Source organism: Pseudomonas sp. PA-6-3C, assembly GCF_021605825.1.
GTDB classification, from domain to species: Bacteria; Pseudomonadota; Gammaproteobacteria; order Pseudomonadales; family Pseudomonadaceae; genus Aquipseudomonas; species Aquipseudomonas edaphica.
On sequence record NZ_WKDV01000040.1, the window covers coordinates 50217 to 72668 of the forward strand.

Genomic DNA, 22452 nt, shown 5'->3' on the forward strand with positions numbered 1-22452 from the left:
GCTTATGTGGGAGCTGGCTCCCACACATATTCAAGGGGCGACAAGATTGGCCAACGTTGAACCTTGCACATACCGCTGCAGATTCGCCAGGAACGTGTCGGCAATCTCCTGCTGGCTGTTGGTCGAAATCGCCGAGGTATGCGGCGACAACCGCACCCGCGCATGGCTGTACAACGGGTGGCCCTGCGGCAGTGGCTCAGGCTCGGTCACATCCAGCGAGGCCAGGCCGATCTGACCGTTATCCAGGGCTTCCAGCAGGGCCTCCTGATCCAGCAAACCACCGCGCGCAATATTGATCAGGTGCAATCCCGGCTTGGCGCTGCCGAGCACATCACGGTCGACAATATGCCGCGTGGCCTCGGTGAGCGGCGCCGCCAGCACCAGGTGGTCGGCGCGGGCAAACAGGTCGTGGATGTCCTTGGCGGCCTCAACATGGTCCACCTCAAAGGGTGCCTGGCTCTGGCGCAGCGCAACCACGTTGATCCCCAAGGCCTGGGCTTTTTGCGCCAGGCTCTTGCCGATCGCACCAAAGCCGAGAATGCCCAATGTGCTGCCCTTGAGCGGGCGCAGCGCGGTGAATGTCCACTGGGCATCCTTCACCCAGATAGCCGGCAAATGCTTGGCCGCCGCAAAGATCGCCGCCAGGGCGAACTCGGCAAGGTTATCGGCCGCACTGCCCCGTGAGGTGGTCACCGGCGGGCCGTTGAACAGCCACTGCGGGTAGAAATCGATGCCCGACGACACCAGGTGTACCCACTGCGCGCCATACGGCCAGCCCGGCGGCGGAGTATCGGGCGCGGTGTAGCCGCGCACATTGATAGGGCGCAGCAGCAGGATATTGGCCTGGGGCGGCAGGTCGCTGGGTACACCGGCCGGCACGCCGATCACCTGGGCATGGGGGTGGATCGAGGCAAGGCGTTCGCGCAATACCTGGTTGTAATCTTCGTCCAGCTGGCTGGCGATAATCACCTGACTCATGAGCGTTCCTTATTCATTGTTGCGCACGTTGAGCGAACACCGCTTTACCCACACCTTGCAGCACCGCGTCGTTCTGCGGCGTATGCACGCGGCTGCACAGCACGTCGCGGTAATGCCGTTGCAGCGGGCTATGGCGCGACAGGCCAGGGTTGCCCGAGGCTTCGATGGCCAGCTCCACGGCGCGGATCGCATTGCCGGTCACCAGGTATTTAAGCTGCGCCGCATTGGCGGCTGGCGTGTGGCCCTGGGCGGCGGCCTCGAGCAGGCTGCGGTTGGCAAACAGCAGGGTGTCGATATGGCCGACGGTTTCCTGAAAACGCGGCAGGCTCGACAGCGCGGCGCCGAGGTTGGACGGCTTGCGCTGCTCCAGCCAGTTCACCAGCCAGTCCCGCGCCGCCTGGGCCACGGCGTCGTACACCGACGACAGCAGCACCGACATCCACAGGAACCCCTCGCCATCCAGCTCAGGTTGCGGTGCGCTCCAGGGGCTGACGCTGACGGCATGGTCCAGCGGCACCAGGACATTATCGAGCACCACTTCGTGGCTGCAGGTGGCGCGCATGCCCAGATGGTCCCAGGTGTCGATGATGCTCACGCCGGGGCTGTTTTTCGGCACCAGCCAGGCGCCCACCAGCGGGTCGGCATCATCACTGCGCGCCCACACGCTGAACCAGCTCAGGCCGTGGCTGCCGGTGGAGTAAATCTTGCGGCCGCTGATGCGCCAGCCGTCGGCGGTGCGCACCGCCGTGGTCGCCGGCAGCCCGCCACGGGCCGGGGTGCCCAGGTCAGGTTCGACGCGCAGCGCATTGATCAATGCACCGTTGCGCACGGCGTCTTCGGCGACCTGCACGCGCAGGTGCTGCGGCCAGGTTTTGCTGTCTTGCAGGCGTGTGTGTTGCAGGTACTGCATCACCAGAATCAGCGCGGTAGACGGCTCGCCCCTGGCAATCGCGCTGATGGCCTTGCGCGCCTGCGCCAAGCTTGCGCCACCCCCACCCAGGGCCTTGGGCACGGTGAGGGCGACCAGGCCATGTTCATGCAGCCGCGTGAAGTTGGCGTGGGGGAAGGCGCCGCTTTCGTCATACAGGTGCGCGCTGCTGGCCAGCTCGGCGCTGAGGTGTTCGAGCAGGGCGTCGAATTGCGCCGGCCCGTGTGGGAGCTGGCTTGCCTGCGAAGGCGGTGTATCAGCCACCCGCAATGCAGGCCCGCAGACCGCTATCGCAGACAAGCCAGCTCCCACCTTGGCTAGTCGGTTGAGAGGTTCACTCATGCCAGCGCTTCCTGTTGCACTTCAACTTCGCTGTACCGATTGGTCGGCACCTCCAGCCCCAGGTTGTCGCGCAAGGTCTGGCCGCTGTATTCGCTGCGAAACAGCCCGCGTTGTTGCAGCACCGGCACCACCAGTTCGGTGAAGTACTGCAAGCCATCGGGCAGTACCGAGTTGATGATGAAGCCGTCGCTGGCGCCGGACTCGAACCAGTTTTGGATGGAATCGGCAACCTGCTCCGGAGTACCGACAAACTCGCGCTTGGGCCGCGAAAAACGCAAGGCCACTTCGCGCAGGGTCAGGCCTTCGTCCCTGGCCAGTTGCTTGATACGGTCAGAACCGCCTTTCTGGCTGTTGCTGCCCAGGTCGCCAAGCTCCGGGAAGGGTTCGTCCAATGGGTATTGGCTGAAGTTGTGGTCGTTGAAGGGGCGGCCCAGCGCCACAATCGCATCTTCGACGGTGACCAGATCCACGGCCTGCTGATAGCGGCTTTCCACCTCGGCGGCATCGCGCCCGACAATCGGACGAATGCCCGGCAAAATCGACAGGCTGCCCGCATCACGGCCAAAACCCTTGGCGCGGCGTTTCAAATCAGCCGAGTAAGCCTTGGCTTCTTCGAGCGTCTCAACATGCACAAAAATCGCATCGGAATGCTCAGCGGCAAAGTTGCGCCCATCTTCAGAGGTGCCCGCCTGGAAAATCACCGGCTGGCCCTGACGCGAGCGGGCGATGTTCAGCGGGCCTTTGACCGAGAAAAACTCGCCCTTGTGGTTCAGCGCGTGCAGCTTGTCGGGGGTGAAAAATTCGCCGCTCTGCTTGTTGTAGGCAAAGGCGTCGTCTTCCCAGGAATCCCACAGGCCCTTGACCACGTTCAAGTGTTCCTTGGCGATGCGGTAGCGCACGGCGTGGGGCGGGTGCTCGGCTTTGCCGAAGTTGTCGGCGGTGCCGCTCAGCCAGGAGGTGACCACGTTCCAGCCGGCGCGGCCGCCGCTGATATGGTCCAAAGAGGCGAACTGGCGCGCCACCTGGTAGGGCTCGGTGTAGCTGACGGTCACGGTGGCGACCAGGCCGATGTGGGTGGTCAACGCGGCAAGGGCCGAGAGAAGGGTCAGCGGCTCGAAACGGTTGAGGTAGTGCGGGCTGGATTTGGCGTGAATGTGCAGGCTGTCGGCGATAAACACGAAGTCGAACTTGGCGCTTTCGGCCAACTCGGCCTGCTGTTTGTAGAAGCCAAAGTTGGTACTGGCATTCGGTTGCGCCTGCGGATGGCGCCATTCGCCCCAGCCGTGACCGACACCGTGGACCATAGCGCCCAGTTTCAGATGACGTGGCGTGCTCATGTGCGGCTCCTTGCTTAGCGCGATGCTTGGGAAGTGGGAAAACGTTCGGCGTTAAAGCTGGTGTCGAAACCCAGGGATACGTCGATGCGCTTGGGCAACAGGCCTTCTTGCTGATAGGTGTCGGCGGTGGCTTGCAAGCCCTTGATCACGCTGTCGTCAATCACCACGGGGTTCAGTTGCGTGTCTTTGGCCACCTCCAGGTGCACCGCCAAGGGCAGGCCGGTAATTTTGGCTTGGGCAGCGGCGTATTCATCCGGGTGTGTGTTGGCCCAGGCGTAGGCACGGTCGACGCGGGCCACGAAGTCATCCAGTTGCGGGCGTTTGTTGGCGATGGCCTGGCTGGTGGCGGCGAAATACAGGTGGTTGCTCAACAACTGTTTGCCGCTGACCAGGACGCGGGCGTGGCTTTGTGAGGTGACCACCGTGGTGTAGGGATCCCAAGTGGCCCAGGCATCAACGGTGCCGTTATCGAGTACCAGCCGGGATTCAGCGGGCAGCAGGAAAATGAATTGCACATCCTTGCTCGTCAGGCCTGCGCTGGCCAAGGCCCGGATCGCCAGGTAGTGCCCGATGGAGCCGCGTCCGGTGACAATTTTTTTGCCCCTGAGGTCGGCGGCCGTCTTGATCGGCGAGTCCTTGGGCACCACCAGGGCGGTGGTGTTGCGCCCTTCGGCGTGGATGATGCTGACCACCTTGAGCGCGGCACCGGCGCCCAAGGCGAACACATACGGCGCGTCGCCGAGGGCGCCAATATCGACGGCGCCCGCGTTCAGGGCTTCGCCCAGCGGCGAGGCGGAAGGGAACTCCGACCACTGGATTTGATAGGGCACGTTGTTGGTTTCGCCCGAGGCTTCCAGCAATGCCTTTATCGTGGATTTCTGGTTGGCCACGCGTAGCGGTTGCAGATCGGCGGCGTGTGCAGTGCTGATCAGGCCGAGGGCCAGGGCGCTGCTCAGCAGCAGGTGTTTGAAGGGCGTGCTAAAGACCATGATGGATAAATCCCAGGCAAATTGAAAAAGTGTGGGTTACCTCCGCCTGGCAAGGGGTCGGTGCGGCCTGCCCCGGTGTGGGGCAGGCGTGAAGGTGGTTCAGATCACGTAGAAACCGTGGGTGCCATCGCGCGCCAGCTGGTCGACCAGGCCGAATTCCCAGTCCAGATACGCCTGCATGGCTTCCTTCGGGCTGTCGGTGCCTTCGTACGGGCGGCGATAGCGGTCGATACGCGGTGACGCGAGATGGGTTTCGCCTTCTTCCAGCGGTAGCTTCTCGGCGATCCAGTTAAGCGTGCCCCCTTGCAGCAGGAATACCGGCTTGCCGGTGATGGCTTCGACTTCGGCGACCGCCAGGCGCGCCAGTTGGCTGGTGCCGCAGGTCAGCACATAACGTTCGGCAGGCGTCACCTTGGCCAGGGCGTTGGCCAATTGCGCACGCAAGACCCAGAAGGCACCGGGGATATGGCGTTTGACGTAGTTGGCGCTGGGGGTGAAATCCAGCACCGCCGTGTCGCCATGGGGCAGCCACTCGGCAAGGGTGTGGGGGCTGATCAGTTCGGCCTGCAAGGGTGCCGGGACCGGCGCTACCCAGGCGCCTTGTTCGCTGAAGTTCGCCGCTTGCAGGTCGTCCAGCACGTACACCTCCCAGCCCAATTGCGCGAGCCATGAGGCGGACATGTTCGCCCGCACGCCGTCGTCATCGGCCAGCACCAGGCGCGCTCCGCGCACGCTGGCCACATGGTCGGTTTCCTGCACCAGCTGGCCGCCGGGTGTGGAGCGCGCGCCCGGCAGATGGCCGGCTTCGAATTCCTCCGGCGTGCGCACATCGAACAGGTAGGTGGTGCGGGTCGGCTCCTGCTGCCAGCGTTGCAGGTCGTTAAGTGTGGCGCGGCCGACGCGTGCTTTGTCGGCGACGCGGCGTGCGTCTGCGGCGGCGATTTGACGGTGTTCTTCCGATGTCGGCGCAAAGCGGCGCGCTTGGCCATGGGCGAGTTTCTGCCCGGCCAGGGTCCAGCCGATAGTGCCGTTACGCAGTGCCGACACCGGGTTGGCGATGCCTGAGTTGATCAGCGACTGCGTGCCGATAATGCTGCGGGTGCGCCCGGCGCAGTTGACGATGATACGGGTGGCCGGGTCCGGTGCCAGTTCACGGGCGCGTAGCACCAGTTCGGCACCCGGCACACTGATGCCGGTAGGAATGCTCATGGTCTGGTATTCGTCGAAGCGGCGCGCGTCGAGCACCACCACATCGGCCTGGCTGTCGAGCAGCGCCTGCACTTCTTCGGCGGCCAAGGAGGGCGTGTGGCGCTCGCTCTCAACCAACTCGCCGAAGGCTTTGCTCGGTACGTTGACGTCGATAAACAGCTCGCCACCGGCACGGCGCCAACCGTCCAGGCTACCTTCGAGCAAGCTGACCTGGGTGTAGCCCAACGCAACCAGGCGTGCGGCGGCACGTTCGGCCAACCCTTCGCCATTGTCATAGACCGTCACTTGGGTATCGCGACGGGGAATGCGCGCATACACCTCCAGCTCCAGCTTGGACAGCGGGATATTCGCAGCGAACAGCGGGTGCGACTCGGCAAAGGGCGCTTCTTCGCGCACGTCGACCAAGGCGACTTCTTCACGGTCCAACAGGGCCTGGCGAATCTGGGCGAAGCTGCGGTTCGATACGGTGGTCATAGGGCAGGGCTCTTTTCTTTGGACAAATCCCAGATGTTCGGGAGGTAGGCGTTGGAATAACCGGAGATAAACAGTTTCTCGCTGCCGTCGGGCTGATACACCGCACGGCGCACGGCACCAATATTGGCGCCGTACACGTGAATACTGATCGACACCTGGTCGCTGTGGGCATTGCTGACCTGATGGATATCGCCGATTTTGGGCGACACCGCCTCAACCTGGCCGGGCAGCAGTTGAACCGGTGTGCCTTCGGCCACCAGGCTGCCATCGGGCGCACGCTCAAAACCCTGGGAGAACTCCGCACCACGCAACATGCCGATCAGGCCCCACACCCGATGGTCGTGAATCGGCGTGCGCTGGCCCGGCCCCCAGACAAAGCTGACGATGCTGAAACGCTGGCGCGAATCGGCATGCAGCAAAAATTGCTGGTAGCGCTCGGGATCCGGTTGGGCGTACTCGTCGGGCAGCCAGTCGTCATGGCTGACCAGTTGCGCCAACAGCTTGCCGCCACGGTGCAACAGGTCGCCTTCGCGCGGGTTGCCGTCGATCAGTTCCGCCAGGGCGCCTATAAAGGCTCTGAGTCTTTCGGGGTGTCGGGACTGGGTCATGGCAATTCCATCATGGCGGTTATGGGGATGGCTTGATGGGTTTATATAAGCATAATGTTTATAGTTAATATGCTATTTTTTAATGATTAGCTTATAGCTTTAGGTAATTTAGAACCGGTCTGAATAGCGTTAGACGTTATCGATCACAGCGCAGGCTATCCAGACCGCCGTGTGGCAACTATGCTTGCCACACATCTTAATGACTGTTCTCTATGTGCGGCCCAAATGAAAATTGACGATATCGATGCCTTTGTCGAAGTGATTCGTTGCCAGTCCATCAGCCACGCCGCCGAGTCGTTGCAGTTGACTCAACCGGCCATCACCCGCCGCGTGCAGAACTTCGAGCAGGCGCTGGGCGTGGAGCTGTTCGACCGCAACACCAAGCCGCTCAAACCTACGCTGATCGGCACGCGGGTGTATGAACAATGCCGGTTGATCCTGCGCGAGATGGATGCCCTGCGTGAGCTGGTGGCCACCGATGCGCCGCCCACCGGCGTGTTGCGCCTGGGCGTGCCGCAGACCATCGGCGATGTGGTGCTGCTGGATGCGCTCAAGCACTTGCGCAGTGAATACCCCGACTTGCGCGCCCAGGTCGCCACCGGTTGGGGCAGCCAATTGGTCGGCAAGATCGAGCGCGGCGAGCTGGATGCGGCGGTGGCGTTGTTCCCGGCGGGCAAGATCTTCCCGGACAACATTGTCGGCGAGTCCATCGGCAAGATGGAGTTGGTGGTGGTGTGTGCCAAGGCACAGTTGCCGAAAAAGCCCTGCAAGTTGGCTGATGTGTACCAGGGCGGCTGGATTCTCAACCCGGATGGCTGTGGTTTTCGTGCCGGGTTGCAGCGCACCTTGTCCGACCAGGGTTTGGCGCTGCGAGTGAACCTGGAAACCTTTGGCACTGAGTTGCAACTGGGCCTGGTGGCGGACGGCCTGGGCCTGGGGCTGGTGCCGCGGCCGCTGCTGGAGCGCAGTGCGCACCTTGAGCAACTGGCGGTGGTGCCGCTCAAGGACTTCAAACCGGTGATGGATTTGTGGCTGATCTACCCGCACTTCCTGGGCAACCTGCAAGGGCCGGTGGATGCGTTTGGGACGCTGGTGGCGGCCTCTTTACACAAGATCCGCAACGCTGCGTGAGTGCAGACTGATCGTTCCCACGCTCTGCGTGGGAATGCCTCCTGTGACGCTCTGCGTCACGCTTTGGGACGCGGAGCGTCCAGGGCTGCATTCCCACGCGGAGCGTGGGAGCTATCTATGTGGTAGCTGGTTTTATAAAAAAAAATAATAATTAGCTTAGATTAAAATGTGATTTTTATTATTTTTGGCCATCCCCTAGGCTGACTGGAAGTCCTTAAGGCCATCCAGGAAGTTTTGCCATGAGCAGCGTCACCTCGCTTTCCAGTGTTTCCAGCAACGTCCGCCAGCGTGTCACGCCAGAAGAGTGGGAGGTGCGCGTCAAGCTGGCGGCGGCCTATCGGCTGGCGGCGCTGTATAAGTGGACCGATCACATCTACACGCACTTCTCCGCCCGTGTGCCGGGGCCGGATGAGCATTTCCTGATCAACGCCTACGGGCTGTTGTTCGATGAAATCAACGCCTCCAACCTGGTCAAGGTCGACCTCGACGGCACGATTGTCGACGACCCGACCGGCCTGGGTATCAACTACGCAGGTTACGTGATCCACAGCGCCATCCACGGCGCGCGTCATGACCTGCAAGCGGTGCTGCACACTCACACCCGCGACGGCATTGCGGTGTCGGCACAGAAGGATGGCCTGCTGCCGATCTCCCAGCACGCCATCGCGTTCTCCGGGCGCGTGGCGTACCACGGTTATGAAGGCGTGGCGTTGGACCTGGATGAGCGCGAGCGCTTGGTGGCTGACCTGGGCGATAAGAGTGTGATGATATTGCGTAACCATGGGCTGTTGACTGCCGGTATCAGCGTGGAACACGCCTTCCAGCAACTGCAAGGGCTGGAGCGCGCGTGCAATATCCAGATCGCGGCGCAGGCAGGCGGCAATGCCGAGCTTGTCTTCCCGCCGGCAGAGGTGGTGGCCAAGGTGGAGGAGCAGGCCAAGGTGTTCAGCAATGGCGCAGGGCCGGGTGTGGCGCGGCATTGGAATGCGTTGATTCGGCAGTTGGAGCGTACGGATACCGACTACAAAAACTGAACTTGAAACCACTGAAGATCAAAAATGTGGGAGCGGGCTTGCTCGCGAATGCGGTGGATCAGTCAATATTTGCGTTGACTGACCCGCCGCATTCGCGAGCAAGCCCGCTCCCACATGGGTTGTGTGGTGTTCTTTAGTTAGGCGACCTGTTTGGCTTGTTCGCGCTCGGCGACCAGCTGGCGGGTCAGTGGGATCAGCTGCTTGCCGTAGTCGATTGCGTCGTTGAGCGGGTCGAACCCGCGTATCAGGAAGGTGGTGATGCCCAGGTCGTAGTAGTCCAGCAATGCCTGCGCGACTTGTTCGGCGGTGCCGACCAATGAAGTGGAGTTGCCCTGCGCGCCCAGCAACTCGGCGATCCCGGTCCATAGGCGCTTATCCAGGCGCGAACCTTGCGCTGCCGCTGCCAGCAAGCGGCGCGAGCCTTCGTTGGGTGGTTCGCGGCGCACAAAGCCCTGCTTGTCAGCCAGTGCGGTCGCCTGTTGCAGGATTGTCTCGGCACGTGCCCAGGCCAGCTCCTCGGTTTGCGCGAGGATCGGGCGCAACGACAAGCTGAAGCGAATCGTGCGCCCGTGCTTGGCCGCTTCTGCGCGCACCTGGGTCACCACTTCGCGCACCTGCTCGTAGGTTTCGCCCCACAGCGCATACACGTCGGCATGTTTGCCGGCCACCGCAATCGCGGCCGCTGAAGAGCCGCCGAAGTACAGCGGGATATGCGGTTGCTGCGGCGACTTCACCGTCGAGTGCGCGCCTTCGACCTGGTAGTAGGTGCCTTTGAAATCGAAAGGCTGCTCGTGGGTCCATTCCTGGCGCACCACACTCAGGTATTCGTCGGTGCGTGCGTAACGTTCGTCCTTGCCGATATGGCTGCCATCGGCACGCAGTTCACGGTCATCGCCGCCGGTGATGATATGCACGGCCGTGCGCCCGCCGTTGAACACGTCCAGGGTCGCGAACTGGCGAGCGGCCAGGGTCGGCTGGGCAAAACCTGGGCGATGGGCGATCAGGAACTGCAGCTTTTGGGTCACGCTGGCGGCATGCGCGGCGATCAGCGTGCTGTCCGGGCTGTTGGAATGAAACGCCACCAACGCGCGGTCGAAGCCGGCCGCTTCGTGGGCGCGGGCCACGGTTTCGACGTAGTCTGGCTGCAGGGTAGGGCCGCTGCGCGGGTGAATCTCGGAAGCGTGATGGCCGCCGATATAACCGATAAATTCGATGCTCATGGTCTGTCCTTGTCGATTGCGCGATTAACACCTCCTCCGGGCGTGGGGTCGGTCACTCGGGTCAAAAGTAAGGGCCGTGGCGGGGTCTGTAAAATGCCTGTTGGTTCTAACCTAATTATAAAAAGCAGAATTATCATGCGTAAGTTTTATTAAAGCTGTGCACTCAATGTGGCAAGCCTGCTCGCCACAGAACAGTGCGCTAAAGACTCAAACGAATCTCGGCGCACAAACCGCCTTCAACCCGATTGCTCAAGGTCAGCGTGCCGCCGATCGCCACCGCCAGTTGCTGGGCAATCGCCAACCCCAGCCCGGTGCCGCCGGTGCCGCGATTGCGTGAGCTTTCTACCCGGTAGAACGGCTGCAGCACCTGCGCCAATTCGTCTTCGGCAATTCCGGGGCCTTGGTCCAACACCTTGATCGACAACTGCCCATTGGCTGTCGAGCCGACTTCCAGCTCGGCGTTGCCGGCGAATTTAAGGGCGTTGTCCACCAGGTTCACCAACACGCGGCGCAGCGCGTGGGGGCGGGTGTCGAGGATCAGCGCGCTTTTGCCGCGCAGGCTGACCTGCTTTTGCATGTCCTGATAGTCAAACACCAGGCTGTCGAGAAAGGCGTCTAGGTCAATGCGGTGGCTGGCCTCGGTGGCGCCGTGAACGCTGCGCGCATACGCCACGCCTTCACGTACCAGGTGCTCCATTTCGCTCAGGTCGCTCCACAGTTTTTCGCGGTCGGCGCTGTCGTCCATAAACTCGGCGCGCAGTTTCATGCGGGTGATCGGCGTTTGCAGGTCATGGGAAATCGCCGCGAGGATCTGCATGCGTTCCTTGAGGTATTCGGCAATGCGCTGTTGCATGGCATTGAACGCCGCGGCGGCATGCGCGACTTCACTCGGGCCGGTTTCGTCCAGGGGTGTGGGGTGAGCGTTCGGGTCGAGGGTTTCGACCGCACGGGCCAAGCGTGTCAGCGGGCGCACGGCCAGGCGCACCGCGACCCAGGTGCAGCCGAGCAGCAGCGCCAGTTGCAGCACCAGCACCACCGGCAACCAATAGGCTACGGGCAGGGCGGCGGGGCGTACGTCGAGGGTGATCGGGTTGCCATCGGCCAGGGTCAGGTGCACCTGGAAGTGTTTCTGGATGCCTGGAATATCGCGAAAGGTCAGGGCGTAATGCTCGCCCAGTGCGTCCGCAATCGAGGTGGCGGCCATTGGCACATCGTTGCTAGTCATCGGTTCACCGGCCTCGCCGGCGTTGAGCAAGTACCGGTAATTCTGCCGGTCGAGACGCGCCAGCCAACTGGCGCGTTCGTTGGCGGGCAGGCGGTCGAGGATGGCCACCGAGGTGGACACGTCGTTTTCCAGGTTGCCGAGCATCACCGTGCGCGCACTGATATAGCGCTCGTAGAACTGCGCACTGAATGACAACCCATGGGCACACACCAGGCTGATCAGAAAAATCAGCGACAGTTGGGACGCCAGTGTGCGCGGCCAGCCAAACCGCCATGGCCTCATTGCTCGGCCCCGAGGATTTGCACCGGCAGTGAAAACACATAACCCTCGCTGCGCACGGTCTTGATATAGGCCGGTTCGCGGGCGTCATCCAGCAAGCGTTGGCGCAAGCGGCTCACCAGCAGGTCGATGGAGCGATCGAACAAGTCGGCGTCACGCCCCTGGGTCAGGTTCAGCAATTGGTCGCGGTTGAGTACGCGCTGCGGGTGGTCGAGAAACACCCGCAACAGACGGTATTCGGCGCCGCTGAGTGCCACCAGGGTGTCGTCCTCGTCGAGCAGGTGGCGGGCGGTGGTGTCCAGGCGCCAGCGACCAAAGCGAATCAGCCGCCCGGTTTCACTCACTATCAGGTTCGGTGGCAGCATGCGTGTGCGGCGCAATACCGCATTGATGCGTGCGAGCAATTCACGCGCGGCGAAAGGCTTGACCAGGTAATCATCGGCGCCCATTTCCAGGCCGATGATGCGGTCGGTTTCATCGTTGCGCGCCGTGAGCATCAGCACCGGCGTGGCTTTGTGCTTGCCCACCCGCAGTTCGCGGCACAGCTGCAAGCCGTCGTCGCCGGGCATCATGATATCCAGCACGATCAAGTCCACGGGGGTGGTGTCGAGGAAGCTGCGCATCTGGCGGCCGTCGGCGACTACGGTGGTGCGCATGCCGTTTTTCTTCAGGTAATTGCCCACCAGTTCGCGGATTTCCCGGTCGTCATCGACGATCAGGATGTGATCGACATGATCCATGCTGCCTTCCTCGTTAAATGCTCTTGGCCGCAGTCTAGCCATCGCCGCAGCCTTTGCCTTGTGCGCTTTGTATTGCAGTGTATCTGGCGCTGACCAGATACACGGCGAAGCAAAAATCAGTGGCGCACGGCCTTGAGCAACAGCGCCTCGAACACCCGCTGGGCGCGCGGCTCATCAGTGTGGGCGACATTGAAGCGCATCGAATTGAGGTGCGCCGGGTCGTAGCCGAACAGCGCGCCCGGCGCCAGCACCAGGCTGCGTTTCAACGCCTCCTGGGCCAGCAGTTCACCGTTTACGCCCTTGGGCAGGCGCGCCCAGATAAACATCCCGCCTTCATACGCCATCGGCAGCTCGCAGCCACAGCGCTTGAGCCATTGTTCGACGCGCCCGCCGGACTCCATCAAACGCTGGACCATACGCTTGCGGTGCTTGGCGTAGCTGCCTTCGCTGAGCATGCGGTAGACGATCTGCTCGAACAGCTCCGAGGTCACGCCGCCGCTCATCAGCTTCATGTTGGTGAGGTTGGCGGCCAATTGCGGCGCGGCCACCACGTAGCTGACGCGGGTGTTGGCGCTGAGGATCTTGGAGAACCCGCAAAGGTAGGTGACCTGATCCAGCCCGGCGAGGGCGGCCAGGCGCGGCGGCGGGTTGGGGTGCAGGTCGCCGTAGAGGTCGTCCTCGACGATATGGCAATGGTACTGCTGGGTCAGTTGCAGCAAGCGAAACGCCTGGCCGGGGCTGAAGGAATGGCCGGTGGGGTTATGCAGCACGCTGGTGGTCAGGTACAGGCTGGGGCGATGCTCGGCCAGCAGCTGTTCGAGGGCAGTAAAGTCAAAACCGTCGGGGCGCCGCTCGATGGTCACCACTTTGACCCCGTGCAGGGCCAGGTTGGCGTGGAAGTTGAAGTAGCACGGCGCGTCCAGCAGCACCGTGTCGCCGGGGCGTGCGAGCAGGCGCATGAGCATGTCCAGGCCCTGCACGGTGTTGGGCGTGGTGATGATCTGTTCCACCGGCACCGACAAGCCTTCGCCGTGCAGCTTCTGTTGCAGGGCCTGGCGCAAGGGCAGCAACCCGGCCGGCGTGCCCAGGCCGGCGATGCGCAGTGACGGCGCACGCACCACGCTGCGCATCGTTTGGCGGATGGCCTCGCCGTTCAACCAGTCCTCCGGCAAGTGCCCGCCACCGGGGCGCAGCTCGCCGCTGGCGGTGACCAGCGGGCGGCGCAGCACGCTGAGCAGGTCTTGGGGCAGCAGGTCGACCCAGGTCGCGGCGGCCGGGCGTGCGGTTTCCATCGCCACAAAATAGCCGCGGCCCTGGCTTGAGGTCAGCAGGTGGCGCCCGCGCAGGCGGTCCAGTGCTTCGTTGAGGGTGAACTTGCTGACGCCCAGGGTCTGGGTCAGCTCACGCACCGACGGCAACTTGCTGCCGGGTGCCCATTCACCGGCCTCGATGGCCTGGCTGAAGGCGTCGACGATCTGCTGCACCTTGGGCGTGCCTTCCACAAAAGCGATGGCGGATACAAACATAAACCTTCCTTGTCTTTGCCGGTGCTTTTACCGGTGAAGTTAGGCCGGATTAGGCACCACTTTACCTGCCTTGTGCAATGACGCTGCCCTAGACTGCGCGCCATCTCGCCGGAAACTGGCGAAGTTTCTTACACGCGAGCAATGGATTTCGCATTCTCATGAAGACTTATATGTGCGCCCCCTGCGGTTTTATGTACGTAGAAGAATTGGGTATTCCGGAGGACGGAATCCCGGCCGGCACCCCTTGGGAAGAAGTGCCGGAAGACTGGACATGCCCTGACTGCGGCGTGACCAAGGCCGACTTCATGGCCATTGAACTCTAATCCTCCATCAACGAAAGGAATCGCTCCATGGAAAGCAAACTGATCAACCCCACCGTGCCGTTCTGTACCGGCGTGGCGCACCAGAAATACCTCAGCGCCGAAAAAGGCCTGCAAACCGCTATCGAGGGTGATTGCACCCATTGGTACATCGACGGCAGCCTGTTCGGCGAGATGGTCGACGACTGGACCGATGCACGCATTGAGAGCCTGCAGGCGCAAATCGCCGCCACCGGCGTCAAGCCGATCTTCCACGGCAACTTCAAGGCGCCGCTGGGCAGTGACGTCGAGGCGTTCCGCGCAGCGGCGGTGGACTACGTAAAAAAAGAGATTGATATCGCCAGCCGCCTGGGCGCGCCGTTGATCATCCACGGCGGCAGCATCGTCGAGCCAAAAATGGTGCTGATGGCCAAGAAGGTTGCGCTGGAGCACTACCTCAAGTCGGTACAGGAACTGGCGAGCTACGCCGAGGCAAAGGGCACGGATATCTACCTGGAGAACCTGTCCAACTACGTCAACTACCGGCCGTTCCACTACATCTTTACCCATGAGGCCGAATACGCGTTTGTGTTCGAGCGCTTGAAGGCCCATGGCAACGTGTACTTCTTCCTGGATGCGGGCCACGCCAACATCGAGAACGGCCTGCCGGCCGACGTGGTGCGCAAGTATCACCACTTGATCAAGGGCATTTCTTTCAGCAACAACAATGGCGTGCAGGATCAGCACTTCGGCATTCATGACGGCAACTGTGATTACGCCGACGTGGTGCAGGCCATCGTTGAAACCAACTGGAAGGGCCTGGTGGCGTTCGAAACCCGCAACCAGACCGCCAAGGCCGCCCTGGCCGACCTGGCGCTGATGTACCGTGAATCCCTGACCACTGAAATTGCCGTTGCCTGACAGGCGCAGGGGCGTGCGTTTCAAGCGCGCCCCGTTGTTGTTTTTACCATTCCAAGGTTCTGGCCCATGACAAGTGCGTTAACGCTGTCTTCGTTTCTCTACTTCCTGCTGTTTTGCGCCACCATGACCTTCAGCCCCGGCCCCATGACCCTGTTGCTGCTAAGCCTGGGCTTGAAGGACGGCTTGCGCAGTTCGATCCCGGCGCAGATCGGCGCCAGTGTGTCCTACCTGATTTCCATCCTGATCTTTGCCGTGGGCTTTTCGGAACTGATCAAGGGCAACCTCGCCATTACCCAGACCATCCAGTTCGTCGGTGTGGCCTATATTCTGTACCTGGCCTACAAGCAGTGGACCAGCAGCGGCGTGTCGATCAACCAGGGCGGCGCCGTGGAAGGCTCGCGCAGCCTGTTCGGCAAGGGGTTGCTCACCGGGTTTTCCAACCCCAAGACCATCATCATGTTCAGCGCCGTGTTCCCGCAGTTTGCAGGCGCAGGCGAGCACAGCTCGGCGGCGGATATCGCCATCCTCGGGTTGACGTTTCTGACCCTGCAGTTTGCCAGCGGCTGCCTGTACTGCTATTTCGGCCAGCGCATCAAGCACGTGCTGGAAAACCCCAAGCGCCGGGTGCTGTTGCAGCGGATCACGGCGGTGCTGCTATTGGGTGTTGCGTTGATGCTGGCGCGCGGGTTTTCGCACTGAAGTATTAGCAGGTAAGCAGTAGTGGCGCTTTGACGTTGCCCTGTTAGACTCCAGGCACTCATCCAGGATTACACCCCACCATGTCAGCCGCCGGAGGAAATGGACTTCCGCTCGCTTCGCGCCTGTTCAAATCGCGGCTCTTGGGGCTGACGCTCGGTTTTGTCTGCGTGGTATTTGGCATGTACCCCTTGCACCCGTCGCTGTGGGTGTGGGCCTGGATGCTGATTAACGCGTTTGTGTGGCCGCACGTGGCCTACCAGTTGTCGCGCCGGGCGAGCAACTCACTGCGCAGCGAACGGCGTAATTTACTCTTCGATTCGTTCTGCGGCGGCTTCTGGGTCGGTGCCATGCACTTCAACCCGCTGCCCAGCGTGACCACGCTGTCGATGATGACCATGAACAACGTCGCCATCGGCGGGCCGCGCTTTATGCTCGCCGGCTGGGTGGCGCAGGGGCTGGGCATCGGCGCCGCGCTGCTGGTGTTCGCGCCGGCGTTTGTCGCGGTGACCAGCGAGGCGCAGCTGTATGCGTGCCTGCCGATCCTGATGCTGTATCCCCTGGCGCTGGGCTGGATCTGCTACCGCCAGGCAGTGACCCTGGCCCGCCACAAGCGCGAGTTGCTGGCCTTGAGCCGCACCGACAGCCTGTCCGGCCTGCTCAATCACGGCGCCTGGAAGGACCATCTGGAAATCGAGTTTCAACGTTGCCGCCGTGAACAGGTGGGCGCGGCTATTGCGCTGATCGACATCGACCATTTCAAGACCATCAACGACACCTACGGGCATGTCACCGGCGACATCGTGTTGCGCCAACTCAGCAAGGTGTTGCGCCAGAACCTGCGGGCGTCCGACCTGGCCGGGCGCTATGGCGGCGACGAATTCTGTGTGATTTTGCCAGGCATGCCGCTCAATCGCGCCACCGAAGTGATGGACGCTTTGCGTGATCGCTTCAGCGCGCTGGCCTATGCGCAAGACCCGACCCTGCGCGCCAGCTTGAGCATTGGCCTGGCGCCGTACCAGCCGGCGCACGCCGACTCCACCAGTTGGCTCAACGACGCCGACCAGGCGCTGTATGAGGCCAAGAGCAGCGGGCGCAACCGCGTCAGTTCGGTGCAAGGCAGTTGGTTACGCTCGGTTTAGTGGGGTAGGGTAGCGCAGCATACCCCCACAACAACAAGGATCGGTCCATGCTCTTCACCTTCTCCCGTACCCTGCTGGCCGCCACCCTGGCCCTGACCTTCGCCGTGCCGGCCTACAGCGCCGAACCCCACAAGCAAATCCAGGCGGATGCCGAACAGTACAAGGCCGAGGCCCTGAAACTGCTCGAACGCCTGGTGAACATCGATTCCGGCTCCGGCTACGAGCCGGGCCTGACCCAAGTGCGCGACATTGCCGTGGATGAGCTCAAGCAGCTCGGTTTCAGCATTGAGCTGGTGCCCGACAAAGCGGCTAACAACAGCCATGTGATCGCCACCCTCAAGGGCACCGGTAAAGCCAAAATCCTGCTGATGGCGCACATGGACACCGTGTTCAAGGAAGGCTCGGCCGCCGAGCGACCGTTTCATATCAAGGATGGTCGCGCCTACGGCCCCGGCGTGATGGATGACAAGGGTGGCATCGTCGCCGGCATCTACGCGCTCAAAGTCCTGAAAAACCAGGGCTTCAAGGACTACGCACAAATCACCTTCCTGCTCGATGCCAGCGAAGAAACCGGCTCAGAAGCCGCCTCCGAACTGATCCGCAAAACCGCCAAGGCCCACGACGTAACCTTGAACCTGGAACCCGGCCGCCCAGCCGACGGCCTGGTGGTATGGCGCAAAGGCAGCGCCACTGCCGTGGTCGAAGTCAAAGGCAAAGCCGCCCACGCCGGCGTCGCCCCCGAACTGGGCCGCAACGCCGCCATGGAAGCCGCGCACCAGATTCTGCAACTGGGCAAACTCGGCGACGAAGAGAAGAAAACCACCATCAACTTCACCGTGATCAAGGCCGGCGACCGCACCAACGTCATCCCCGACCAAGCCACCGCCAAAGCCGACGTGCGCGCGGCACTGCCGGAAGAGTTTGATCGGATCGAAAAAGACCTGGCGCGGGTGTCAGCCAACAAATTGATCCCGGACACCGAAGTGAAAACCAGCCTGCTGCGCGGCCTGCCGCCGATGCCACAGACGCCGGAGTCGGACAAATTGGTCGCAATTGCCCAGGGAATCTACGGCGAATTGGGTCGTACATTGACCATTGAAGGCAGCGGCGGGGCGGCGGATGCGAGCTTATCGGCTGGGGTCGGGACGCCGACGTTGGATGGGTTTGGGATTGTCGGTGGGAATATTCATACGCCGGAGGAATATGCCGAGGTGGAGAGCGTGGCGCCACGGGTTTATTTGTTGAGTCGGATGATTATGGAGCTGTCGAAGCGGTGAGAGGTTCGCAGGGCTCACTCAATAGGTGAGCCTTCCTGTTCGCAAACTTATTATTTGGGTGAGCAGGCTTGTTGTGGCGAGCAGGCTTGCCCTGCGTTGGGCTGCGCAGCAGCCCCAAAACAGACGACATGGGTTTACGCTAGTATCTCGTTTTTTCCTATTGGGGCTGCTTCGCAGCCCAACGCAGGGCAAGCCTGCTCGCCACGGTGGTGGGGGGGTCAGTAATATGGGTGGTGTTTTCACCATGTTGATGGGTCTTCAAGGCTGGCTTTTTGGAGGTCGTCTTTCCACCACTCATTCGTCATCCTGTAGATGTCCTCGAAGAAACCTCTTGGATCCTCCATATCGCTCCATCCCCAAGGTAGAGAACAGTAAAAACCAGGAGCCTGGCTCAAAGCTTGCGAAAAATCATAAGTTTCGTCTTCAAGAGCATCGCCTAAAGTGTCGACTAGGAGTTTTCGATGCCGATAATTTAAGTCTGTACTTTTGTCTATAATGTACTTTTTGATTAGTTTTTCTCTGTCGCGTTTATGATTGATGTTGTAGGTTGAAAATATTTCGCCCAGTGTTTCTTCACGATCATAGATGTCGAAGGGGGAAAGGAAGTGTCGAAATTTTGGCTGGTAGGGCTTATTTAGAAAAGGGTGTTTTAGCATTGGTCGTCACTCACGGGGAATACGGTGTAGAGTTTTTTGGTTTCACGGTCGAATTTTGCAACGATGGTATTCATGTCATCATCATATACTGGGTTGGTCAGATCCTCTGGGTTAGGAGTGTAGCCTTCTCCACAGCCTTGCAGTTCTATGCGGACGATGGGGTTTCCGTAGTAATCCTCTCCAGTGAAAGGCTCCAGTTTGCGGGCTGTTCTTGTGGTGACTTCATTCAGTGCTGCAAGTTGCATTTTGTGGCTTTTGAATTTAGTACTTAGTTGCATAGGTTGGTTTTGCCTTTGGGTTGGGTTTAGTGGGTGCCGTCTTGTATCGGTTTAGCTGAGAGCGCTTCGCTCATGTAGCTTTTGAGGCGTTCGAGCAGCACCATCATGAAGGCTCTTTTGTCAAATATTTCATCTTCGAAGTAGGTATCGAATAAGTAAAAAACAGATTCGAAATTTTCGTCGGTAGAGAGGAAGTGCTCAAGGGTATCGATAAACCATTGTTGCTCGTCTTCTCTGTAGGAGAAAAATTCTGATTTGGTCAATGCATCGAAAAGCTCTGCAAGCTCTTTTGGGTTGTTGACGTTTTTGGAAACTATAATTTCTTCTCTGTCTAGATCTTTAGTGTTTTCTATACAATAAGTGAACAATAGGCCTCGAAGGATTTCCAAGTCTGGTTTTTTGTTCATTTGTCAAACTCCGTATAAGCAGTGATGGGTTTTCCATCTGTGTTTAGATGTACGATTGCTTTGGTTTACTTTCCATATTCGAGTCCCTCTATTTTATATCCTTCTCCAAATATCCTCCCCATTTCCATAGGCTCTCGGGAGAACACTAGATTGGCTCGTCGAAAAATAAGTCGCGCGTTCGTTGTGGCGAGCAGGCTTGCCCTGCGTTGGGCTGCGTAGCAGCCCAAAAACTGAAGACACTGGTTTACTTTAGTGCCTCGTGCGCTATGACTGGGGCTGTTTCGCAGCCCAACTCAGAGTGAACTTGTCATTACAATCTTTTTTCTGTCTTATTTATTTTCATTTGAGGATTTTTCATTTTTTAAAATTGAAGAAACATGTTTCAGCCACGTTCGAGCGTCCGTCCATTCGTTGAGGTAATAGTAGTAGCATCCAATGTCGGTGAATAAGTAGTCTTGAAGCTCTTGCTCCGTCATGTTGGTCATTATTAATCTGTCTAGTTCTGATTGTACTTCCAAGAGTACATCCGTAGAAACATCTGAGGTGAAGAAGTCAATCACATCATCTGCGTTCTTGTGGTCGCACATCCAGTCTTGATTGAAATAGCCTGCAAGAAATTGCTGTAGTTCGGGAAAGTCTTGGTTCATGGGCTTGGAAATCCAGTATGAATTCGGTAGTCATTAGGCATGTTGTAATCCCCGATACATCAGGAAAAACGCGCTGCCCCCATTGGGACCGCTTCGCGGTCCAGCGCGAGCAAGCTCGCTCGCCACAGGGGCAGTGAGAAAGGTGGTGTGCCTACCATGTTGATTGGTCTTCCTGGCTGGCTTTTTGGAGGTCGTCTTTCCATACCTCGTTGGCTAATCGGTAAATATCTGCAAAGAAACCACGGGGGTTCACTATTTCTGTTTCGTCCCAGGCCATCGTTGAATATTCATCTGGGTCATCTTCGAAATAAGAATGAAAGTCAAAGTTTTCTGTATTTAAAGCGACGGATAAGTTCTCCATTAACTTGTATCGGTGGCGATAGGAAAGCTTGTTGTATGGGTCCAAGCAATATTTGAGAATTAGATTTTCTCTATCTGTCTCGTTGTTTGGGTCATAGGCGTGTAGCTCTGCTCCCTTGGTATCTTCTCTATCATAAATGTCAAAAATTCCCACGAAATAATATAAGCTCGCGTCGAAAAGTATGTGGTTGGAAGATGGGTGAAATAGCATATTTATTCCTTGATGGGAAATAGGGTAAAGGGCGTGCCGTCTTCACGAAATTTCATCTCGGCGCCATTCATAGAAGGATTGAACGTAGGGTTGTGCGGATCCTTTTTGTTCGGTCTGTAGCCTCGCCCTGCGCCTGGCAGTTCTAAACGTACGATATCGTTATTTTTGTCATCTACACCCGTGTAACGTGGAAGGCCTCGTTCAACTCTTGAGGTCGCCTTCGTCCATGCTTGGAGTTGAAGTTTCCAACTGTTAAATTGTGAGCTAGGAACCCCTTTTTTCTTAAGCGGAAATTTGCCTGTTATTGGGTCTTTCCCGTCTACTGAACGTTGACTCACTTTGGAATCCTTAACCTCTGGTCCATGCTTACCAATCATATGCATGTCGTACTTTGCTTCGTACTCAAAAATTCGACGCTTCGCATTAGCCTCGGTTAAGTCCTCTATTCGTTCTCGTCTTTGTTCTCGTGAGATTTGAGGTACTGCTGGTTGCCGCTCGTCTATCTTTGCCTTTTCAATGGGATTTTCTAATCCGGTCGCTGGCTTACATCCATCGCTCCCCGGACAGGTATTCAAGCCTAGCGGATCCACCCACCCGGTAGGGTTAGGCACATATTGGTAAGCATTAATCCCACCCGCCAGCTTCACCGGGTCCGGCGTCAGATAGCGACCAATATCTGGATTGTAGTAGCGATGGCGGTTGTAGTGCAGCCCGCTTTCCTGATCGAAATATTGGCCCTGGAAGCGCAGCGGGTTGTCGATTTTTCTGACGTCTAGGCGGGCGATTTCACCGTAGGCGCGGTAGTGCGCGGACCAGACGATTTCGCCTTCGGGATTTGTCAGTTCCTGCGGGGTGCCGAGGTGGTCGAGTTGGTAGTGGAAGGGTTTGGTGTCTTCAGGCCCAAAGCCTTCCAGCAGTGCCAACGGGCGAAAACTGTCCGGTTCGTAGAGGTAGCTGCGATGCCGATCCGCCTGGTGTTCGGCCACCAGCTTGTCGCCTTGCCAGAAAAACTCCGTGGTTATGTCGTTGACGGTTTTGCTGATCCGCCGCCCAAACGGGTCATAGCGATAGCTGGCGGTTTGCCCGTTGGGTTGGGTAATACCAATCAACCGATGCTGGCAGTCGTAGCGGTATTCAGTAACGAGCTGATGGCCCTTGCCACGCCGCTGGAGGATTAAATTGCCGAAGGCGTCGTAGTCGTAATGATGATCGCCTTGGATCATCAACCGGTTACCCGCCACGATGTCCGGGCCGGGGCGGTCTTGCATGAGCAGGTTGCCGGCCGGGTCGTGGCCGAAGCGTTCCTGTACGTCTTGCGAGTGGTCGGCGCGGGTCAGGCGGGCGAGGGGGTCGTAGTGGTAGTGGTGTTCGCCTTTGCGGGTGTCGAGCAGGCGGGTGAGGTTGCCGCTTTTGTCGTAGTCGTATTGGCGTTGGTAAAGGGTGTGTTGCTGTTGGCTGACGGCGTGGGCGTGCAGGCGGTTTTGGTCGTCGTAGTGGTAGTGACTGAGGAGCTGGCCCTGCTGGCGTTGGTGTTCGCG

At 59.6% G+C, this 22452-nt stretch carries 23 protein-coding genes; 7 read left to right on the forward strand and 16 right to left on the reverse strand.

Features of this window, described 5'->3' with window-relative positions; all coding sequences use genetic code 11:
- Nucleotides 1-30: 30 nt before the first annotated feature.
- The 6 genes from GIW48_RS23215 to GIW48_RS23240 all read right to left on the reverse strand — a co-directional run bounded on the left by GIW48_RS23215 (nucleotide 31) and on the right by GIW48_RS23240 (nucleotide 6865).
- Complete coding sequence (locus GIW48_RS23215) at nucleotides 31-978, reverse strand: D-isomer specific 2-hydroxyacid dehydrogenase family protein (protein WP_138454135.1); 948 nt, start codon at nucleotides 976-978, stop codon at nucleotides 31-33.
- A gap of 13 nt (nucleotides 979-991) precedes the next feature.
- Nucleotides 992-2248, reverse strand: coding sequence for an acyl-CoA dehydrogenase family protein (locus tag GIW48_RS23220; RefSeq protein WP_236461728.1), 1257 nt, complete (start codon nucleotides 2246-2248; stop codon nucleotides 992-994).
- Complete coding sequence (locus GIW48_RS23225; RefSeq protein WP_236461732.1) at nucleotides 2245-3585, reverse strand: LLM class flavin-dependent oxidoreductase; 1341 nt, start codon at nucleotides 3583-3585, stop codon at nucleotides 2245-2247. Before GIW48_RS23225 ends, GIW48_RS23220 begins: the two co-directional genes overlap by 4 nt.
- A gap of 14 nt (nucleotides 3586-3599) precedes the next feature.
- Nucleotides 3600-4574 carry an ABC transporter substrate-binding protein gene (locus tag GIW48_RS23230; RefSeq protein ID WP_236461735.1) on the reverse strand — a complete coding sequence of 325 codons (975 nt, stop codon included), beginning with the start codon at nucleotides 4572-4574 and terminating at the stop codon, nucleotides 3600-3602.
- A 99-nt stretch (nucleotides 4575-4673) separates the two neighbouring features.
- Nucleotides 4674-6257, reverse strand: coding sequence for a rhodanese-related sulfurtransferase (locus tag GIW48_RS23235; protein ID WP_236461738.1), 1584 nt, complete (start codon nucleotides 6255-6257; stop codon nucleotides 4674-4676).
- On the reverse strand, nucleotides 6254-6865 hold the full coding sequence (locus tag GIW48_RS23240; RefSeq protein ID WP_017137764.1) for a cysteine dioxygenase: 612 nt from the start codon (nucleotides 6863-6865) through the stop codon (nucleotides 6254-6256). Before GIW48_RS23240 ends, GIW48_RS23235 begins: the two co-directional genes overlap by 4 nt.
- A gap of 225 nt (nucleotides 6866-7090) precedes the next feature.
- Here GIW48_RS23240 and GIW48_RS23245 point away from each other — a divergent pair, with 225 nt between their 5' ends.
- Together GIW48_RS23245 and GIW48_RS23250 are read left to right on the forward strand one after the other, a co-directional pair.
- The gene (locus GIW48_RS23245) at nucleotides 7091-7996 is read left to right on the forward strand and encodes a LysR family transcriptional regulator (RefSeq protein ID WP_017137765.1); all 906 of its coding nucleotides are present in this window, start codon (nucleotides 7091-7093) and stop codon (nucleotides 7994-7996) included.
- A 239-nt stretch (nucleotides 7997-8235) separates the two neighbouring features.
- On the forward strand, nucleotides 8236-9030 hold the full coding sequence (locus GIW48_RS23250) for a class II aldolase/adducin family protein (protein ID WP_058421580.1): 795 nt from the start codon (nucleotides 8236-8238) through the stop codon (nucleotides 9028-9030).
- A 137-nt stretch (nucleotides 9031-9167) separates the two neighbouring features.
- Here the strand turns inward: GIW48_RS23250 and GIW48_RS23255 are convergent, their stop codons facing one another.
- From GIW48_RS23255 to GIW48_RS23270, 4 genes are all read right to left on the reverse strand, one after another.
- Entirely contained in the window at nucleotides 9168-10250 is a 1083-nt protein-coding gene (locus GIW48_RS23255) for an LLM class flavin-dependent oxidoreductase (RefSeq protein ID WP_017137767.1), read from the reverse strand.
- A gap of 199 nt (nucleotides 10251-10449) precedes the next feature.
- Entirely contained in the window at nucleotides 10450-11757 is a 1308-nt protein-coding gene (locus GIW48_RS23260) for an ATP-binding protein (protein WP_017137768.1), read from the reverse strand.
- Entirely contained in the window at nucleotides 11754-12494 is a 741-nt protein-coding gene (locus GIW48_RS23265; RefSeq protein ID WP_017137769.1) for a response regulator, read from the reverse strand. The genes GIW48_RS23260 and GIW48_RS23265 overlap by 4 nt, the downstream gene beginning before the upstream one ends.
- Before the next feature lie 116 nt (nucleotides 12495-12610).
- The gene (locus GIW48_RS23270; RefSeq protein WP_017137770.1) at nucleotides 12611-14020 is read right to left on the reverse strand and encodes an aminotransferase-like domain-containing protein; all 1410 of its coding nucleotides are present in this window, start codon (nucleotides 14018-14020) and stop codon (nucleotides 12611-12613) included.
- A 158-nt stretch (nucleotides 14021-14178) separates the two neighbouring features.
- Between GIW48_RS23270 and GIW48_RS23275 the strand changes: the two genes are divergently transcribed.
- The 5 genes from GIW48_RS23275 to GIW48_RS23295 all read left to right on the forward strand — a co-directional run bounded on the left by GIW48_RS23275 (nucleotide 14179) and on the right by GIW48_RS23295 (nucleotide 18355).
- Complete coding sequence (locus tag GIW48_RS23275) at nucleotides 14179-14343, forward strand: rubredoxin (protein ID WP_016968943.1); 165 nt, start codon at nucleotides 14179-14181, stop codon at nucleotides 14341-14343.
- A 27-nt stretch (nucleotides 14344-14370) separates the two neighbouring features.
- Entirely contained in the window at nucleotides 14371-15240 is an 870-nt protein-coding gene (locus GIW48_RS23280; RefSeq protein WP_236461740.1) for a sugar phosphate isomerase/epimerase family protein, read from the forward strand.
- A 66-nt stretch (nucleotides 15241-15306) separates the two neighbouring features.
- Nucleotides 15307-15939, forward strand: a complete 633-nt coding sequence (locus GIW48_RS23285) for a LysE family translocator (protein WP_017137772.1) — start codon at nucleotides 15307-15309, stop codon at nucleotides 15937-15939.
- A gap of 80 nt (nucleotides 15940-16019) precedes the next feature.
- Nucleotides 16020-17078: a diguanylate cyclase gene (locus GIW48_RS23290; protein WP_099547776.1), complete on the forward strand. Its 1059-nt coding sequence runs from the start codon at nucleotides 16020-16022 to the stop codon at nucleotides 17076-17078.
- Between the two features lie 47 nt (nucleotides 17079-17125).
- Complete coding sequence (locus GIW48_RS23295) at nucleotides 17126-18355, forward strand: M20/M25/M40 family metallo-hydrolase (protein ID WP_236463155.1); 1230 nt, start codon at nucleotides 17126-17128, stop codon at nucleotides 18353-18355.
- 239 nt (nucleotides 18356-18594) lie between these two features.
- On the opposite strand, the gene GIW48_RS23300 is transcribed toward GIW48_RS23295, so the two are convergent.
- From GIW48_RS23300 to GIW48_RS23325, 6 genes are all read right to left on the reverse strand, one after another.
- Entirely contained in the window at nucleotides 18595-19011 is a 417-nt protein-coding gene (locus GIW48_RS23300; RefSeq protein ID WP_236448234.1) for a hypothetical protein, read from the reverse strand.
- Nucleotides 19005-19289 (reverse strand): hypothetical protein, encoded by a 285-nt coding sequence (locus GIW48_RS23305; RefSeq protein WP_236463113.1) that lies wholly within the window; start codon nucleotides 19287-19289, stop codon nucleotides 19005-19007. The genes GIW48_RS23300 and GIW48_RS23305 overlap by 7 nt, the downstream gene beginning before the upstream one ends.
- Nucleotides 19290-19315: 26 nt before the next feature.
- Nucleotides 19316-19696: a hypothetical protein gene (locus tag GIW48_RS23310; RefSeq protein WP_099547779.1), complete on the reverse strand. Its 381-nt coding sequence runs from the start codon at nucleotides 19694-19696 to the stop codon at nucleotides 19316-19318.
- Nucleotides 19697-20025: 329 nt separating this feature from the next.
- Complete coding sequence (locus GIW48_RS23315) at nucleotides 20026-20343, reverse strand: contact-dependent growth inhibition system immunity protein (protein ID WP_236463116.1); 318 nt, start codon at nucleotides 20341-20343, stop codon at nucleotides 20026-20028.
- A gap of 151 nt (nucleotides 20344-20494) precedes the next feature.
- Nucleotides 20495-20914, reverse strand: coding sequence for a hypothetical protein (locus GIW48_RS23320; RefSeq protein WP_236463120.1), 420 nt, complete (start codon nucleotides 20912-20914; stop codon nucleotides 20495-20497).
- Between the two features lie 2 nt (nucleotides 20915-20916).
- A partial coding sequence (locus tag GIW48_RS23325; protein WP_236478452.1) for an RHS repeat domain-containing protein occupies nucleotides 20917-22452 on the reverse strand: 1536 nt, incomplete at its 5' end.